The 17,533-nt window shown below is 57.6% G+C and carries 16 protein-coding genes and 3 pseudogenes; 3 read left to right on the forward strand and 16 right to left on the reverse strand.

What is annotated here, in order from left to right:
- Window positions 1-54: 54 nt before the first annotated feature.
- The 6 genes and pseudogenes from IPM27_08670 to IPM27_08695 all read right to left on the reverse strand — a co-directional run bounded on the left by IPM27_08670 (window position 55) and on the right by IPM27_08695 (window position 4,990).
- Window positions 55-2,035, reverse strand: a pseudogene (locus IPM27_08670) (bifunctional (p)ppGpp synthetase/guanosine-3',5'-bis(diphosphate) 3'-pyrophosphohydrolase).
- 70 nt (window positions 2,036-2,105) lie between these two features.
- Window positions 2,106-3,020 (reverse strand): oxygen-dependent coproporphyrinogen oxidase, encoded by a 915-nt coding sequence (gene hemF, locus IPM27_08675; protein ID MBK9161625.1) that lies wholly within the window; start codon window positions 3,018-3,020, stop codon window positions 2,106-2,108.
- Between the two features lie 140 nt (window positions 3,021-3,160).
- Complete coding sequence (locus IPM27_08680; GenBank protein MBK9161626.1) at window positions 3,161-3,721, reverse strand: Sua5/YciO/YrdC/YwlC family protein; 561 nt, start codon at window positions 3,719-3,721, stop codon at window positions 3,161-3,163.
- A gap of 3 nt (window positions 3,722-3,724) precedes the next feature.
- A complete protein-coding gene (locus IPM27_08685) occupies window positions 3,725-4,081 on the reverse strand; it encodes a DUF86 domain-containing protein (protein ID MBK9161627.1) in 357 nt (118 codons plus the stop codon).
- A pseudogene (locus IPM27_08690) lies at window positions 4,078-4,366 on the reverse strand (nucleotidyltransferase family protein). The gene IPM27_08685 and the pseudogene IPM27_08690 overlap by 4 nt, the downstream one beginning before the upstream one ends.
- Window positions 4,367-4,633: 267 nt before the next feature.
- The gene (locus tag IPM27_08695; GenBank protein MBK9161628.1) at window positions 4,634-4,990 is read right to left on the reverse strand and encodes a nucleotide pyrophosphohydrolase; all 357 of its coding nucleotides are present in this window, start codon (window positions 4,988-4,990) and stop codon (window positions 4,634-4,636) included.
- 131 nt (window positions 4,991-5,121) lie between these two features.
- Here IPM27_08695 and IPM27_08700 point away from each other — a divergent pair, with 131 nt between their 5' ends.
- The 3 genes from IPM27_08700 (at window position 5,122) to IPM27_08710 (ending at window position 6,070) form a co-directional block, all read left to right on the forward strand.
- Window positions 5,122-5,331, forward strand: coding sequence for a SlyX family protein (locus IPM27_08700; protein ID MBK9161629.1), 210 nt, complete (start codon window positions 5,122-5,124; stop codon window positions 5,329-5,331).
- A 90-nt stretch (window positions 5,332-5,421) separates the two neighbouring features.
- Window positions 5,422-5,682, forward strand: coding sequence for a type II toxin-antitoxin system Phd/YefM family antitoxin (locus IPM27_08705; protein MBK9161630.1), 261 nt, complete (start codon window positions 5,422-5,424; stop codon window positions 5,680-5,682).
- Between the two features lie 112 nt (window positions 5,683-5,794).
- Window positions 5,795-6,070 (forward strand): plasmid stabilization protein, encoded by a 276-nt coding sequence (locus tag IPM27_08710; GenBank protein MBK9161631.1) that lies wholly within the window; start codon window positions 5,795-5,797, stop codon window positions 6,068-6,070.
- 120 nt (window positions 6,071-6,190) lie between these two features.
- Here the strand turns inward: IPM27_08710 and IPM27_08715 are convergent, their stop codons facing one another.
- The 10 genes and pseudogenes from IPM27_08715 to IPM27_08760 all read right to left on the reverse strand — a co-directional run bounded on the left by IPM27_08715 (window position 6,191) and on the right by IPM27_08760 (window position 17,524).
- Complete coding sequence (locus tag IPM27_08715; GenBank protein MBK9161632.1) at window positions 6,191-6,502, reverse strand: STAS-like domain-containing protein; 312 nt, start codon at window positions 6,500-6,502, stop codon at window positions 6,191-6,193.
- A gap of 56 nt (window positions 6,503-6,558) precedes the next feature.
- On the reverse strand, window positions 6,559-7,158 hold the full coding sequence (locus IPM27_08720; GenBank protein MBK9161633.1) for a sensor histidine kinase: 600 nt from the start codon (window positions 7,156-7,158) through the stop codon (window positions 6,559-6,561).
- Between the two features lie 493 nt (window positions 7,159-7,651).
- Complete coding sequence (locus tag IPM27_08725; GenBank protein MBK9161634.1) at window positions 7,652-8,533, reverse strand: glycerol kinase; 882 nt, start codon at window positions 8,531-8,533, stop codon at window positions 7,652-7,654.
- 124 nt (window positions 8,534-8,657) lie between these two features.
- A complete protein-coding gene (locus tag IPM27_08730; GenBank protein MBK9161635.1) occupies window positions 8,658-11,723 on the reverse strand; it encodes an Eco57I restriction-modification methylase domain-containing protein in 3,066 nt (1,021 codons plus the stop codon).
- A gap of 120 nt (window positions 11,724-11,843) precedes the next feature.
- A pseudogene (locus tag IPM27_08735) lies at window positions 11,844-11,930 on the reverse strand (ORF6N domain-containing protein).
- Between the two features lie 244 nt (window positions 11,931-12,174).
- Complete coding sequence (locus tag IPM27_08740) at window positions 12,175-13,179, reverse strand: virulence RhuM family protein (GenBank protein MBK9161636.1); 1,005 nt, start codon at window positions 13,177-13,179, stop codon at window positions 12,175-12,177.
- A gap of 150 nt (window positions 13,180-13,329) precedes the next feature.
- Entirely contained in the window at window positions 13,330-13,608 is a 279-nt protein-coding gene (locus tag IPM27_08745; GenBank protein ID MBK9161637.1) for a hypothetical protein, read from the reverse strand.
- 539 nt (window positions 13,609-14,147) lie between these two features.
- Window positions 14,148-15,419 (reverse strand): phosphoribosylamine--glycine ligase, encoded by a 1,272-nt coding sequence (purD, locus tag IPM27_08750; GenBank protein MBK9161638.1) that lies wholly within the window; start codon window positions 15,417-15,419, stop codon window positions 14,148-14,150.
- 127 nt (window positions 15,420-15,546) lie between these two features.
- Complete coding sequence (gene purH / locus IPM27_08755; GenBank protein ID MBK9161639.1) at window positions 15,547-17,109, reverse strand: bifunctional phosphoribosylaminoimidazolecarboxamide formyltransferase/IMP cyclohydrolase; 1,563 nt, start codon at window positions 17,107-17,109, stop codon at window positions 15,547-15,549.
- Between the two features lie 94 nt (window positions 17,110-17,203).
- Complete coding sequence (locus IPM27_08760) at window positions 17,204-17,524, reverse strand: Fis family transcriptional regulator (protein ID MBK9161640.1); 321 nt, start codon at window positions 17,522-17,524, stop codon at window positions 17,204-17,206.
- Between the last annotated feature and the right edge of the window lie 9 nt (window positions 17,525-17,533).

Consider the following 17,533-nt stretch of genomic DNA (forward strand, 5'->3'; position numbering starts at 1 on the left):
TCACAGTGTTGTGCAATCCGCCGCAAGAGTCAATCCGGCCAACGGGACCCGCAGCTATTCCCACTTTGCGCTGAGCGCTCGGTCGGGCCGGTTCTCTTTCAGGCGTTGCAGGAACGGGCAGTCCTGCCGGTGGATGGTGATCCCCCGGTCGCGCGTGATGTAGCCGGCAATGGCATCGGGCGAGGTCGGGTTGCAGCACTTCGCGATGCGCGTCATCAGGTTGTTCACGCCGCCGACCGCGATGTCTGCGGTGCGCGCCGGTCCGGCAGGCGGATGGGCAACGAGCGGCCTGGGCATCGCCGGGACTTGCGCCGGCGATTCTTCCCGTATCGCGTCCGCGATGCGCCGGGATGAGACCTCGTTGCGCCCGATGGCCGCCAGGAAATCCTCCAGCTTGTTGAAGTGCAGCCGTTGCGCGAGTTTTTCCTGGTTGATGGAAACGACGCCGAGCCGGTGCAGTTCCTTGTCCAGTTGCGTCCTGCCCTGCGCGATGCTCTCATCGAGGTTCTGGCTCCTGAACCAGTTGCGCACCTTGGCGCGCGCGCGAACTGTGCAGGAAGCCGAGCGACGGGTTGAGCCAGTCGCGGCTGGGTGCGCCCTGTTTGGCTGAAAGTATTTCCACGCGCTGGCCGTTCTGCAGTTGATAGCCGAGCGGCACGATGCTGCCGTCCACCTTCGCGCCGCGCGTGCGGTGTCCCAGATCGGTGTGCAGGGCGTAGGCGAAATCCACCGGGGTCGCGCCCCTGGGCAGGTCGATCACCTTGCCTTGCGGCGTGAACACATAGACCCGGTCGTGGAACAGTCCGTCCCTGAATTGTTCGGGCATGTCGGTGCCGGACAGGTCGTCCTTCCACGCCAGTATCTGGCGCAGCCAGGCGATCTTCTCGTCGAACCGCGCGTCGGATTTCGCGCCTTCCTTGTAGCGCCAGTGGGCCGCGACGCCCAGTTCAGAATGATGGTGCATCTCGCGGGTACGGATCTGCACTTCCAGCGCCAGCCCGCGCGGGCCGATGACGGCGGTATGCAGCGAACGGTAATCGTTGCTCTTCGGATTTGCGATGTAATCATCGAATTCACTTTCGATCGGCGGCCACAGTTCGTGCACCAGAGACAGCGCGGTATAGCATTCCCGGATACCGTCGATCCCGCCCTCGTCCGCCGGGCCGCCTACCAGAATGCGCACCGCGCGCACATCGTACAGTTCCCCAAAGTCCAGTTGCTTGCGCTTCATCTTGTTGATGATGCTGTAGATATGCTTGGGCCGGCCGGTCACCTCGGCCGGGATGCCGGCCTTGTCCAGCGCCTGCCGCAACCGGGACACCACGTCGGCGATGTACTGCTCGCGATCCACCCTGCGCTCATCCAGCAGATTGGCTATCTTCTTGTAAAGCTCGGGTTCGAGATAACGGATCGAAAGGTCTTCCAGTTCCCACTTGAGTTGCCACACGCCGAGGCGGTTGGCCAGCGGGGCGAACAGGTTATGCGTCTCCTCCGCAATCTGCCGTTGACGGTGCGCCGGCGCGCCGGAAAGGCAGCGCATGGTCTGGGTGCGCGCTGCCAGTTCGATCAGCACCACGCGGATATCCTGCACCATCGCCAGCAGCATCTTGCGCAAGCTTTCCATCTGTCGGGGGTGGTCTTCTTTTTCCTTTTTGCCGCTTGCGCGTATCTCGCCGGACAAGCGGCTCTTCTCCATGCGCGAGATTCCCTCGATCAGGGCCTTCACGCCGATCCCGAAATCCGCTTCGAGTATTTCCCGCCAGTCGTCGCGGTATTCGGGCAGCGCATGCAGGATGGCGGCGCAGACAGTCTCGTGATCCATGTTCATGGCGACCAGGAGGGATGCCGTTCCCAGCGCGTGCTGCAACAGGGTCGTGCCGGTCAGGTCGGTTTGCCCGGCATAAAGCGTCCCGGCCAGGTCGCAGGCGCGGCGCACCCTGTCGACCCCGTCCGGCGGGAAAGAAGTCTGCAACGTAGCCAGCCAGGCTTCGATGCTCGTGTGATCACTGCCGGTTTTGTGCTGGATGGAAATCATGGCCCATTATTGCATTGATGGATCGCCGGGCCGGGAAACTGAGCCACCCGCCGCAGCGGGTTGTTTCCGCTTACACCCAGTCTTTCGGTACGAGGAACCTGTCGTACAACTCCGCTTCCGGCGTGCCCGCTTCCGGATGCCAGTCGTAGCGCCACTTCACCAACGGCGGCATGGAGAGCAGGATGGATTCGGTGCGGCCATTCGATTGCAGCCCGAAGATGGTGCCACGGTCGATCACCAGATTGAACTCCACATAGCGGCCGCGACGATACAACTGGAAGTCGCGCTCGCGCTCGCCGTAGGGCATGTCCTTGCGCTTCTCCAGCAACGGCACATAGGCCGACAGGTAATGGTCGCCCACGCTCTGCTGGATGGCGAAACAGGATTCGAAATCCGGCTCGGAAAGATCGTCGAAGAAGATGCCGCCCACACCGCGCGGCTCGTTGCGATGCTTGAGGAAGAAATACTCGTCGCACCATTTCTTGTATTTCGCGTGCAGTGAGGGATCGAACGGCGTCAGCGAGTTCTTGCACACCTGATGGAAGTGGATCGCATCTTCTTCGAAGCCGTAGTAAGGCGTAAGGTCCATGCCGCCGCCGAACCAGAACACCTTGTCGCCGTCCGGCTTGTGCGCCATGAACATGCGCACGTTGGCATGCGAGGTCGGTGCATAGGGATTGCGCGGATGCATCACCAGCGACACGCCCATCGCCTCCCACGAACAACCGGCCAGCTCGGGACGGTGCGCGGTGGCGGACGCGGGCATCTTGTCGCCCTGCACATGCGAGAACGCCACCCCGCCGCGCTCCAGCACATTGCCTTCCTCGATGATGCAGCTGATCCCTTCGCCCTTGCCGATGCCGCCCGAACCCGTGGCGCGCGTCCACTTGTCGCGCAGGAAGGATTTGCCGTCCACCTGTTCCAGACGTTCGACGATCAGTTCCTGCAGCTCCAGCAGGTATTCCTTTACAGCGGCGCTATCCATGTTCTCTCCGGTAGTAACTCCCCTCGCCCGCTTGCGGGAGAGGGGGTGGGGGAGAGGGGCTTATAGACACCACCCTCTCCCTGACCCTCTCCCTCAAGGGAGAGGGAATAGGTTGTGCGGCCCTCCTTGCGGGAAGGAGATCATTTGCGCACGATTCTATCACCTGCCCACGCCCGTATCGTCGATGGGCGTTTGCGCTTTCCCACCCGGCCGCGCAATACCCGCACATTTTCCCCGAACATCCGCCGGCACTCGGCAAACGTCTTCGCCGGGCGCATCCCGCTGCGGTTCGCGCTGGTCGAAACCAGCGCACTCTTCGCGTTGCGGCACAGTTCCTTCGCAAAGGCATGCGCCGTCAGCCGCACTGCCAGCGTATTGTGTTCGCCGCGCAGCCAGCGCGGACAGGAAGGTTTCGCCGGCATCAGATAGGTCACCGCCTGCGCGCCGTCCTGTTGCAGGCGCAATTGTTCATCAGCGGTGAGCGGCTGGATATAAGGCTGCACCTGACGATAATCGGACGCGATCAGGATCAGCCCCTTGCGCTGCGGTCGCTGCTTCAGCTTCAGGATGCGCTGCACCGCGCGCCGGTTGCGCGGATCGCAACCGAGGCCGTAGCACGACTCGGTCGGATAGGCGATCACGCCGCCACGCCGGAGGAACGCGACAAGAGTACGGGATGGAACGGGCAATACAGTCCGCATTGATTATTGCGATTTTTGGATCTGGCGAAGCTGGTCTTCAAGGATCGGCAACGCCTGTTTCACCGTATCCCAGACGATCTCCAGATTGATATCGAAATAGCCATGGGCCAAACGGTTGCGCATGCCGCGCATACTTCTCCATTCTACTTGGGGAAATCGTGCGATGAACGCCGGATATTCGTCTGCCAGCTTGATCGCCGCCTCGCCGATCACCATGACGTTAAGGATGATGGCCTGCTGTGTTTTCTTGTCCTCAAGGAAATCCGCTTTCTCCATACCCTCAACGTAGCTTTGCGCTAACACAGCGGCTTCCAGCATATGGGAAAGATAATCTGCCTGCCTCAAGCTGCGAGAAGTCATACAGGCAAAGCTTCGCTCAGAACTACTTCGCGAAATTTGGGGGAGGTCGCCGGGAGTCAGCACATCCACCTGCACGCCAAGCAACTGCTCCAGATCAACCTGAAGCGCTCCAAGATTCAGCAGCGTCGTTCCCGGCAAAGGATCAACCAGCAGATCCAGGTCGCTGCCTTCCGCATCCTCGCCGTGCAATACCGAACCGAACACGCGCGGATTACGCACATGGTTCTGCTCAACCATGCGGCAAATTTCGCTGCGGTGCACGTTAAGTAATTGAGACGGTTTCATCGCTAAAGGCCCCAGTGTAGATGCGCATAATCATACAGAAATTCCCTCGGTGCGTGCACCGCCCCAGCCGTTGTGCAGTTTTATTCCGCAGTCGTTGACAATTTGCCGCCGACTCGCAGCCGGCTTTACCCAAAGCGTTCTTCCGGCTTGTTCCGGGTTTGCGTTGCCTCGTTGTTCGCGTGGCGGATTCCATGTTCCTCGAAGAGTACCGTCCGGGGATGCAGGCATGCACTTCCGATAAAAGAAGGTTATTCCATAGACAGTTCGTTACTCGTATTCCGAATATTTCTTGTTGCTGCCACGCACCTTGTCTGCCGGATATTTCTGCGCATTCAGCACCAGCTTCTTGTCCACGGCGGCGATCAGATCGAGCTTGAGGTTGGCCGCGAGGCTGATCAGATACACCTGGATATCCGCCAGTTCCTGCTCCACTTCGGCCAGCTTCTCCGGGGGCAGGTTCGCGCTCTGCTCCTCGGTGAGCCACTGGAAATGTTCCACCAGCTCCGCCGCCTCCACGATGAGCGCCATGGAAAGATTCTTCGGCGAATGGAACTGGTCCCAGTCGCGCTCCGCCACGAACTGCCGTACCTGCCGCCTGATCCGATCAAAATCCGCTTCGCTCATTTTGCCCTCTCGCTTGCACAATGCGGACATTGTGTCGCAGCAACCGGACAATGGCAATTTACAACCCTCATGCCGGCGGAAACATCAGCGCACGCGCTAGAATGAGCACCCCGAACCCGCCGAGCCGCCCCATGAACGAAGAACGCCTGATCGACATCGAAACCAAACTCGCCTTCCAGGAAGACCAGATCGACGAACTGAACAAGACGGTCTACCAGCAGCAACAAAAGCTGGATCAGCTAACGGAGGTTTGCAAGGCGCTGGCAGGCCAGGTTCGGGCGCTGGCGGAAGCGGGGAATGACGGCAAGTCCCCGGCAAATGAAAGGCCGCCGCATTACTAAAGGGCGGCTCCCGATCATTCGGGATTGATGAATCGTACTCTTAAGCATATTATTCGGCACACTGTAAACAACGCCACAAGGAGACGAATCATGTCCAACCTGACTGCCAATGATTTAAAAACAAAAGGCATCGCCGCCATTGAGGCCGCGCTGGCGGACCGGCCGGAAGCGATCGTCTCGGTTCGCGGCAAAGAGCGTTTCGTGGTGATGGAGATCGCGCAGTATCACCACCTGCGCGAATGCGAACTGGAAGCCGCATTGGCCGAAACCAAAGCCGACATCGCCGCCGGACGGTTTAACAAGGGCTCGGCGGCAGCGCATGTGAAGCGGGTGAAAAAGACCGCCGCATGACCAGTATCCTGACACTCGCGCAGCCTGCCATCGCCCCCTCGCCCATTTATGGGAGAGGGTCGGGGAGAGGGAAAGGTCATGGCGGTTTCATTATCATGTTTTGCAATTTCCCATGACCTTCCAGCTTGTATATACGGAGCAGTATGAAAAGCGCGTAGCGCGATTTCTCAAACGCCATCCCGAGCTGGAAAACCAATACCTCAGGACACTGCAACTGCTGGAGATGAACCCGCACCATCCATCGCTGCGCTTGCATGCCCTGGGCGGAAGGTTGCAGGGGTTGCACTCGGTATCCATCAACCTCTCTTACCGCATCACGCTTGAGCTGTTGATTCGGGACAAAGAAATCATCCCGATCAATGTGGGCGATCATGATGTGGCTTATTGATCACACAGTAGCAGCGTTCCGCTGACTGGCAGTTGTTGCTGACCCAATAAGTTTCTGAAAATCAAAAGCCTCGCATCACTGCGAGGCTTTTTTTGGCTGACGTCCTGATGGAATAAGTAGTTAGTGCGTGTTCGCTTTAATGTATTGGTCGCAACGATCAGCAACAACAAACTCGATAATTGCCCGCACGTCGTCCGAGCAACCCTTGAAAACGATACGCGACAAAATGTCCGGGCCGTGGCGCAGCACAAGTACACCAACCAGCTCATCAACAAACGATTGCGTCGCACTGATGCCGGAGAAATCCAGCACCACCTCAGCGCCCACTTGCGCCAAGATTATTTCAATCTCGTCGCGTACGGGTGCCGCAGCCATGCGGGAACCCACCATATGGCCGTGGGCATGTTGATTCAGATGTATTTGTCTATTCATGATTTAACTAACCCCATACGGATTTAGCAGGCCAGCGGCTGCACGATAGCCACATTTCATTGAAAACGCAACATGACACCGGGTTGGGGCTCGAGAGGGGGAAGCAGATCGCGCAAATGCACCTCTGGCAAACGCCGACGCTTACATTCCAGCGCAATCGCCACACCTTGCCAGCGTATGCCATCTGCCAAGTGGCTATAGGAAGCAGAACTATGGATTGCATCGCCGCTTGCAATATACAATCGGCCACCCACACTCATGGCAATTCGCTGGGTGGTGGTCAGGCCCACTCCCTGATTGACCGAATCCGCAACCAATCCCAAGTCCCGGTTACAGCTCACTCGCGGTTGCAAGGCAGCAAGGATAGCCGCCAAATGCGTTTCCTGATGCAATGCTGGATGGCCGCGCAAGGTTGCCAGAAAACCACACCCGTTATCTACAACTCCCAAACGAACCATATCGCTGGTTGGATAGTATTGGCAGGCAACCCATACACAGGCATTTCCGTAACCGGCACGCCTTGCATGCGTCAAAGCATTTTCCAATAACTCGTTAAACGCATATTGAATCGGCTCAGCCAGGCGATCTTCCTCCGTATAGCCGGTCATTTCATCCGGCTGTTCGTTATGGTTTGCCACTGGCATTCTGCCCACCAATGCTCTGGTCAACCGCAAAGCGGCAGAATCGACATCCCTGCGCTGCTCAAGACGCGTCACCTCAACCAGAGCATCGGCCCGATCATGCCGCTGTCCTTGCATCGGTGCACAGTCAACCAACTCCACCCCACGAAAAACATCCATGCGCTGCAAATAACCGCTTAACTGCGCATTCAGACAATGCACCCGAACCGCGCCACCCTGCTGGCAAACTTTGAAAAAGGTTGCCGCCAACAAAGCCATCCCGAAGGGATCGACAAAAACCAGATTGGATGCATCAACATCAACCACACCTGCTACCGACTCGATCTGCCAGCACGCAGTAATCGCCTCTTTTGCAGAGCGGGCTGAAAAATGGGTAGGCAGAGAAATCGGCATACTCATGATGAGTCCTTCGCCAGCAATGCGCCGATTGAGATATTGAATTTGTTTCTAGTCATCCATCACCTCACCCTATCAACCGCGACAACGCCACCCGCGCGACGCAGCATGCTCAATAAGCCTGCACGCCATACTTGAGCAACAACCTAGGCAGGTGATCGTCCAGGTTCTGGACTTCCTTGTCGCAAAGTTCGATCAGATTAAAACCGTATTTATTGTAAATCTCGATCTTCTGTTTCTTCCTGGCAAGGTACTTGGGATCGTTCTCCAGCCCCCAATATTCCAGATAGACCTTGCCGGTGGGAATGTAGAAATCCGAATAAACATCTTCCTCAATGGGCAGCTTGCGCTCATAGGCATGGACGATCTCGGCCATATAGAGCCAGTTGTCGATCAACATTTCCGCCTTCGACCTGACAAAATGCCCATCGGCAGACCGGTGCTTCGCCTCAAACTTATCTCGGAACCCGATTTCCTCGTCGGTCTTCACAACCTCTTCCGCCTTCTTTTCAGGGGGCTTGCCGGTGATGTGCCCCATCGACTCCAGCAATGCTTTTGAGTTGACGATGGTTTCCGGCCAGCGCACAAAGGGGATGCCTGATTTCTTGTCTTCATCCTGCACACCACCCAGTTTTGCGCCCTGATTGGTCAGCGCCCAGCCCTTAAGACTTTTCTTGATCCAGCCCAGCTCTGAAAGGATGTAGTTGGCTTTGGTCGCACTCAATTCAAAATGCTTGCCTATGGCTGTCGCGGTGATGAGCGCTTCATTGATGGTCAGATTCAGGTCTACGTTGCTCGGCCATGCGATATACGGGCCATACTGTTTACTCTCTTTGACAATGCCGCCTTTCTTCCTGCCTTCCTCGGTCAGTTCCCATGCGCCATCGCTTTGATTGATCAGCCCAAGCGTTGCCAATTGCGCAAAAAGCTCCTTCGGCTGCATGGCAAATTTCTCTGCAAGTTTTGTGGTTGAGAGATAAGTAGTTTCCTGCATATAAACTCCCCGAGTATTTTTGTTTATTTCAGTACAAACACAATGAAGGAATTGCCCACAGACTCGCCATTCGTTTCAACAGAAATTTTCGATGCTGCCCCCACTAGTTGCAATGTGGATTGCCTCACTGCGCTCCTTCCACCAGCGCGATTTCTTCGTCGGTCAAGCCATAGAGTTGATACACCAACTGGTCGATCTGATTGTCGGTCGCGGCGATCTGGCGTTGCAGCAGGTTGGATTCATGCGGGGTTTTCGCGGCGGCGAGTTGCGGGTGCAGGGCGAGCATTTTTTCGACGAGAGCGACTGCGTGGTCATGAGTGGATCGGTCTTGGATGTTGGTGAAATCAATGGCACGGACAGGAAGCTGCTCGATGAATCGCTTGCCGTAAGACCAATAACCGCCACGGAACGGGCTGCTGACGCTATGCAATATATAGTCCAATAAGCGGGAATTGAGCAACGCCTGCAAGTAATGCAACGAGTGCTGATCTGCGGCGTCTTTCCAGCGCACGCCGTAATAAGGGCCGTTGCCGCCGCCAGTGAAGTAGAGTTCGTTATTGTCGAAGGCGTAGCGGCCGGTTTGCGAAATTACTTGTACCACCAGTTTAGGCTCATCAAAAGCCACTAGGTTTTTGCGGTAAACATAGCCATACCAATCGGGAGAATTTTTCAATTTCCCGCCTTCGCGCCGTTTAAGTGCATCAGCGGAGTGTTCAAGGTAAGCCCAGACATTGGGGTACAGTTTTTTCAGGTTATCCGGCCCCATCAGTTTGGCTTGGCCACCTTCAAGCGCGTAAGGAAAAATAAGCCAGTGTTGCGCTTGCGGGGCAGCATACGAGGCGAGCGACACATGGCTCAGGAAGGGCTTGAGAATGCCGCGCTCCAGTTGCCATTCGGTTCCGCCCGCATCGCGCGCAACCACATGATGTTTGCCGATATCGCGCACATGCTCAAGCACGAAAACCTTGTCTGCACTCGTTTGCAAACCGACAAAAATATGCGCAACTTCGCCAAGTTTGATCGGCATGGCGAGCAGCCGGGTACGCAAATCGCCTCCTTGCGCAGCAGAGAAATTCCATTCCGACGCGCTCAATTGATTGGCATAGATTTCGGCACTTTGCGCTGTACCATCCTGACGCCAGGCTCGCAGGTCATCCACTTGGACAAAGGGGAATTTCTCGCCCGGAGCACGATCGAGAAAAAGCAAACAGGTGTAAGTGGTAGCGCCCGCAAACACCTGCTGATGGCCGAAGTGCACGATGTCGGCAAGGTGGCTACCTATTGCGATGAGTCCACGTAGCGGCTCACCGTATTGGGCGTTGAAAAACTTGTGCGGGAGGATGAAACCAAGCCGCCCTCTCTTGTTGAGTAATTGCAGGCCACGCTCGACAAATACGACGTAAATATCGTAATTCCCCTTGCCCGCAGAAAGGTAACGCTCCTTGTAATGCTCAACTTCCAGCGGCGCCCATTCCTTCATGGTCTGGATACGGATATACGGAGGATTCCCGATCACCGCATCGAATCCGCCCGCCTCGAATATCTGCGGGAACGCCGTCTGCCAGTCGAATACATTGATGCGCTGCGCTTCTTCCGTATCCAGTTCCAGTTTGCCATCGTAGAAATCCGGACCGATCAGCGAGTTGCCGCACTGGATGTTGTGTTCCAGGTCGGGCAACACGCGCTCGTGAAACAGTTTCATCTGGCTATTCAATGTTTCGTCCGATTCGCCTTCGAGCATCTTGAGCAGCAGCGATAGCTTGGTGACTTCCGCCGCCTGCGCGTCGATGTCTACGCCATAGATGTGTTCGAGCAGGATGCGTTTCTTTTCTGCCGTGGTGAGCCGCCAGGTCTGTTGTGCGCCCGGGCGGATGTGTGCGCTTTTACCTTTGCTGTGTTTCTCTGCCCCTTCTTCTACATAGCGTTCCAGGTACCAGTCGAGCAGGTATTGGTAGGCACCGATCAAGAAAGAGCCAGAGCCGCAGGCCGGGTCGAGGATGGCAATGCCTTTCGCCTGCTTGGGCGTTTTGCCTTCCAGCAGTTTGCCGACAGTGTGTTGGACGATGTATTGCACGATGTAGGCCGGGGTGTAGAACACGCCGCCCGCTTTCTTGACTTCCGGCTTGTCTTCCACCACAGCCCGGTTGCCCGCAGTGAGGCGGATGACCTTGCCGAGGAATTGTTCGTACACGCTGCCCAGGATGTCCGCACCAAGCACGGAGAATTCGTAGGGACAGTCGGGATAGTAAAGATTCTTGAAGATTTCCTTGAGCGGTTTGTCGTCGATGTTCAGATGCAGCGTCAGTTCGTCCGGCGCTCCGGCACGGTTCTTTTCCTTGCTGAAGTGGAACAGGCCGGAGTTGTATCGGTCGTCCGCATCGCGGAACATTTCGCGCAGGCGGGCATAGACACTGGCGCCGTTCTGAAGTGCCATCAACTTGCCATAGGGCTCGATGCCACGGTCTTCGCAGATGCGCAGGAAGATGATGCGGTCTATGGTTTGCTGAACGGCGAAGTTGAGTTCGCGCTGGCTCAGGTTCGGATTGCGCAGCGCGATGTTGCGCGCCAGCAGGTCGCGCCAATTCTCGATCTCATCGAGAAACGCGCTGTCCACTTCACTGGTACCACGCTTGCCCTTGCTGCTGCCGGCGTATTTGTCGAACGAGCCTTTGAGCACGGCCTCCTTGGAGAATATCGCAGCGATTTCGTCCCACCTTTCGGCATAGTCGCGAAAGGTGCAGTAGAACAGGCGCGCCTTGCTGGCCTTGTCGCTCTTGACCGGCTTCTGGCGGCAATCGTAAATAGCGAATTCTTCGAAGTCGGTAACGATGGACAGTGGCAACTTGGCCGACCATGCATACCGCCTGAGTTGGAAGGCCGGCTCGATGTCTTCCCTGACGTTGACCGAGGGTTTCTTTGCTTCGAGGAAGAACTTGCGCTGTCCGCCGATGCGGAAGCTGTAATCGGGCGCCTTGACGCTGTTGCCGATCTTGATGGCGTCCTCATGAATGACGTCGCGGTAGGTTTCGGCATAGCCCGCGCTGTTGTCCATATCCCAGCCCAAGGCCTTGAAGAAAGGATCGATGAAGTCGCGGCGCACTTGCGTCTCGTTGTACTTGCCACCACGGTAGGCATCAAGATTGTGCTCAAAGTTTTCAATCAGTTTGAGGACTTCTTTCGGCGCAACCATCTAGTTCCCCTTTTGTTCTTTCCACGACGCGAAGCCGATGGGGCGTTTCTTTTTCGGTTCTTCCGGCGACATCAACTGGCGGATGGCATTGATGATCTCGGCGATGGCTTTGTCGTGCGCGCCGTGCTCGGTGAAGGCGTAGGGCAGGTATTGCCTGTGCTGGCCGCGCCCTGTCTTTAAGGTTGCAAATTGTGATCTTAAAGATTCGTATTCATTTGGTTTATCAGACACTGCCCTCTCCCCAATGCACGGCCTTTCATTTTGTTATTGCCATACCCGAGCCGAATAGTACCGACCCTGCCTAGTATCGCCAATAGCGAAGAATATATAGACCGCTTATTAACAAGCGTTGAAGCGGCACCTCTCTAGTGATGTAGCGCCTTATCCAGTGAATGCTCGAACTTCTCGGCGTCGTGCTGGGTGACGTAATGCTTTACCGTTGGGCCGGTCATCACTTTACGTTGCCCTTCGCCTGCTTTTCGATTTCTTCCAGTGCCTGAATATCCTCGGCATCGGCTTCAACAGCTTCAGCGTTGCGGCGCTGCGCATCGAAGGTCTCATAACGTTCGTGGGCGATGTTTCTCATCTGTTCTGTGCTGATGTTGCCTGCGCTTTGTAGCACGGGGCGGTCGCTGAATTCGATCAGGCGATCCACATTCTGCCGCCAGAAATCCAGCGTGAGTTGCTTGCGCTCTTGGGCGCGCAGTTCGGCAGTTTCCAGAAAGATGACGACCAGTCGGTTAAGCACATCCACTTCGTCTGCGTCGAGATAGTTCTTGGCGATGATGACGTCGTGTTTGCGCACGCGCGTGCCGCTCCATGTGTTCAGCGCCATGTTGGGGGCATTGGCGTCGGCACGGGCGGTGATGAGTTCGGCTGCGGTCTTTTGTGTGACGGCGTACAGCAGTTTGTTTTGCACTTCGGCAAAGAAGAGTTGGACTGCGCTGTCTTCGGCCCTATAGTCCACGCTGAGGGCGAACAGGTCGCGCACCTTTTGGTAGAAGCGTTTTTCCGAGGCGCGGATCTCGCGGATGCGCGCCAGCAGTTCGTCGAAGTAGTCCCAGCCTTTGGGATCCTTCAGACGCTCGTCATCCATGACGAAACCTTTGATGAGATATTCGCCTAGATGGGCGGTGGCCCATTGGCGGAACTGGGTGCCGCGCACTGAGCGAACGCGATAGCCGATGGCTAGAATCATCGGCAGGTTGTAGGTGAGGGTGCGGCGTTTCACTTGCCGCGCTCCCTCAATTTGAACTGTCAAGGATTCCTTGACAGTTGCCCCCTCCGCCAATTCACCTTCTTTCAGGATGTTGGCTGCATGCAGACTGACGTTCTGTTTGGTGGTGGCGAACAGTTCGGCGATCTCACTCTGGGTGAGCCAAACGCTACCTTCTTCGGCACGCAAGCGCACTTCGGTGTTGCCATCAACAGTTTGGTAGAGGATCAGTTCGCTCATTTGCTCAATTTCTCATTCCATGGCGCAAAACCTGCGCATGGCCTTCGTTTGAAATTTCCATGTCCGGGCCGAATAGTACCGACCCAGCCATCTATCTCCAATAGCAAAGAATATATAGGCCGCCGAGTGAAACGGGGAAGTGCTGCCGCTTTAGTGATGCAAGGCCTTATCCAGTGCATGTTCGAACTTCTCGGCGTCGTGCTGGGTGACGTAATACTTTACGGTTGGGCCGGTCATCAACTTGGCGCAGGAATTCACCAGTTCCATGGCGATGGGGTATTTACCGGTGGCTATGGCTGCTTTCAGGGCGTTCAATCTGTTGCCCGCATCTTCCAGGGTGAGGCAGAAGTGGTGCGTGTCGTCGGTGATGCTGATGCTTTTGATGCCTGCATGGGTGACTGCTTGGCAGTGGAACTTTTTCTTGGACATGTGGCGCTCCTGTGGGTGGATTGCGGTGTGCGGCAGTTTGCGCTCCGCGCCACGTATTTGCTAGGGAAGGTCTGATTTAGTCCGTTTGTGGTGAGTATTTAAGCGAAACTCGCAAGCTCGTTTTCCGTTCGCTCCCTCGATACACCGCGCAAGCGCGGCACTCGGGACGAACGGAAAATGTATCGAACCATGGCTTTCGGACTTAATCAGACCTTCCTTACCTTATTATTGAGCCTTCCATAAATCAGGACAAGATGATCAGAAATGAAGTCGAGTGAAAAAAACCGCGTCATTCCCGCGCAAGCGGGAATCCAGCAAGAAAAAATGCATTTTCATTAAACCCACTGGATTCCCGCTTGCGCGGGAATGACGCCGCGAATGTCATTAATTATGGAAACATCAATAGTTGCAATCATGCGCCTTCGCGCCAGCAAGAACATATAGGCCGCTGAATACAAAACGGGGAAGCGTTGCCGCTTCCCCGTTCCTATCACCCTCTCCCCCAACCCCTCTCCCGCTTGCGGGAGAGGGGAGGTTTGTTACTTCCGCCCTATCGCCCGATAGCCGATGTCGCGGCGCATCTGCTGGCCGTCGAAGTGGATGCCGTCGGCGATCTCGTAGGCGCGGCTCTGCGCATGCTTGACCATGTCGCCCAGCGCCACGACGCACAGCACGCGCCCGCCGCTGGTGACGACCTTGCCGTCCTGCATCGCGGTGCCGGCGTGGAACACATGCGCGTCTTCCGGTTTGTTCGGCAGGCCTTCGATGACATCGCCCTTGCGCGGGGTGTCGGGATAGTTGGCGGCAGCCATAACCACGCCGAGCGCGGTGCGGCGATCCCATTCGGCTTCGACCTTGTCCAGCGTTCCGGCGATGGCATGCTCGACGATGACGGCTAAATCGCTCTTCAGGCGCAGCATGATCGGCTGGGTCTCGGGGTCGCCCATGCGGCAGTTGAATTCCAGCACTTTCAATCCGCCGTCCGGCGAGATCATCAGGCCGGCATACAGGAATCCGGTGTAGACATGTCCCTCGGCTTCCATGCCGCGTACCACGGGCATGATGACTTCGCGCAGGGCCTTGGCGTGGATGCCGGGCGTGACGACGGGCGCGGGGGAGTACGCGCCCATGCCGCCGGTGTTGGGGCCCTGGTCGCCGTCGAGCAGGCGCTTGTGATCCTGGCTGCTGGCCATGGCCAAGACGTTCTTGCCGTCCACCATGACGATGAAGCTGGCTTCTTCGCCTTCGAGGAATTCTTCGATCACCACACGCGCACCGGCATCGCCCAGCTTGTTGTCGGACAGCATCATGTCGATGGCGTCGAACGCTTCCTGCTGGCTCATGGCCACGACCACGCCCTTGCCCGCAGCGAGACCGTCGGCCTTGATGACGATGGGTGCGCCGTGTTTCTTGACATAGGCTTTTGCATGCGCGATGTCACTGAACGTTTCGAAGAACGCGGTGGGGATGTTGTGGCGTGCCATGAAGCGCTTGGCGAAATCCTTCGAGGATTCGAGCTGCGCGGCGGCCTGGGTGGGGCCGAAGATCTTCAGCCCTGCGGCGCGGAACACATCGACCACGCCTGCGGCCAGCGGCGCTTCGGGGCCGACCACGGTCATGTAGATGTCGTTGTTCTTGGCGAACTCGAGCAGTTCGGGGATGGCGGTGATGTTGACGTTCTCCACGCCCTCTTCGAGCGCGGTGCCCGCGTTACCCGGCGCGACGTAGATCTTCTGCACTTTTACACCCTGCGCCAGACGCCAGGCGAGTGCGTGCTCGCGACCGCCGGAACCGATGACTAATATTTTCATATCGACCTCATGTAGGGTGGGTTAGCGGTTCTCGCGTAACCCACCATTGCATCTTGAATATTGACGGCGGGCACGCCCTGCACCCTCTCCCCCAACCCCTCTCCCGCGAGCGGGAGAGGGGAGTCCATTAATGGCGGAAGTGACGGTGGCCAGTGAACACCATCGCCAGGCCCAACTCGTCGGCAGCAGCGATGACTTCTTCGTCGCGCATGGAACCCCCCGGCTGGATGACGGCTTTGGCACCGGCTTGGGCCAGCACGTCGATGCCGTCACGGAACGGGAAGAAGGCATCGGAGGCGACCACGGAGCCGGCGAGGCTCAGCCCAGCGTGCTGCGCCTTGATGCTGGCGATCTTGGTGCTGTCCACGCGGCTCATCTGGCCTGCGCCGACGCCCAGTGTCTGACCGCCTTTGCAGAAGACGATGGCGTTGGACTTCACGTATTTGGCGACGCGCCATGCGAACAGCAGGTCGGTCATCTGTTCTGCGGTGGGTTGCAGCTTGGTGGCGATCTTGAGGTGTTCTGCGCCCACGTTGAGTGCGTCCGAGCTTTGCACCAGCAGGCCGCCGCTGACGCGCTTCACGTCCCACTGGTTGTGCGCATTCGACAGCGGTACGGTCAACACACGCACGTTCTGCTTGGCGGCGGTGACTTTGAGTGCGGCTTCGGTGGCGCTCGGCGCGATGATGACCTCGACGAACTGGTTGGCGACGATCTGCGCGGCGGTGGCTTCGTCCAGCTCGCGGTTGAAGGCGATGATGCCGCCGAAGGCCGAGGTGGTGTCGGTGGAATAGGCCAGTTTGTAGGCGTTCAGCGGATTGTCCGCAATGGCCACGCCGCAGGGGTTGGCGTGCTTGACGATGACGCAGGCGGGCTGCTCGAAGGTCTTGACGCATTCCCATGCCGCATCGGAATCGCCGATGTTGTTGTAGGACAGTTCCTTGCCCTGCACTTGCGTGTAGTCGGCGATGCCGCCGGGCACGGCGATGAGGTCCCGATAGAATGCGGCGCTCTGGTGCGGGTTCTCGCCGTAGCGCATGTCCTGCACTTTGGCGAAGTTGAAGTTGATCTGCGCGGGGAAGGCTTGCTTGCTACCGTCGCTATTGATGGCGGTGAGGTAGTTGCTGATCATGCTGTCGTAGGCGGCGGTGTGCGAGAAGGCTTTCTTGGCCAGGTCGAAACGGGTGGCGTCGGACACGCTGCAGTTGTTGGTTTGCATCTCGGCCAGCACGTCGGCGTAGTCGACCGGGTCGGTGACGATGGCGACGTGCGCGTGGTTCTTGGCGGCGGAACGCACCATGGTCGGCCCGCCGATGTCGATGTTCTCGATGGCGTCCTCCAGTGTGCAGCCGGGCTTGGCGATGGTGGCCGCGAACGGGTACAGGTTGACCACCACCAGGTCGATGGTGGGGATCTCGTGCTTGGCCAACGTGGCGACGTGCTCGGGCAGGTCGCGACGCGCGAGGATGCCGGCGTGCACTTTCGGTTGCAGGGTCTTCACACGGCCATCGAGCATCTCGGGGAAGCCGGTGTAGTCGGCGACTTCGGTGCAGGGCACGCCGTTGTCGGCGAGCAGCTTGGCAGTGCCGCCGGTGGAGAGCAGCTTGACGCCGAGGGCGTGCAGGCCTTTGGCGAATTCGAGGACGCCGGATTTGTCGGAGACGCTGATGAGTGCTTGGGTGATGGCCATGATGATTCCCGATTAAATAAAAATCTTTTTCCCTCTCCCCAACCCTCTCCCGCAAGCGGGCGAGGGAGCGGACGAACCGCTGCGCGGAATGGGATTAAACGATGCCGTGTTGCAGCATCTTCTTGCGCAGGGTGTTGCGGTTGATGCCGAGCATCCCGGCTGCGCGCGTCTGGTTGCCGCCGACATGCTCCAGCACCATCTCGATCAGCGGTTTCTCGACGCAATCCATCACCATGTCATACACGCTGCAGGAAGGCTCTTCGCCGTCCAGATCCACAAAATAATCCTTCAACGCCTTGCGCACCTGCTTCGCGATGTCATTCTCATGATCGGACGGTATCACGCAATTGTCATTCGTTCCGCGAGTCGGCGCCTTACACCGTCCGACCGGCAGGCTTTTCTGTTTGATGGCCATGCTGCTTGC

The sequence above is a fragment of the Nitrosomonadales bacterium genome (assembly GCA_016716325.1).
Lineage (GTDB): Bacteria > Pseudomonadota > Gammaproteobacteria > Burkholderiales > Gallionellaceae > Gallionella.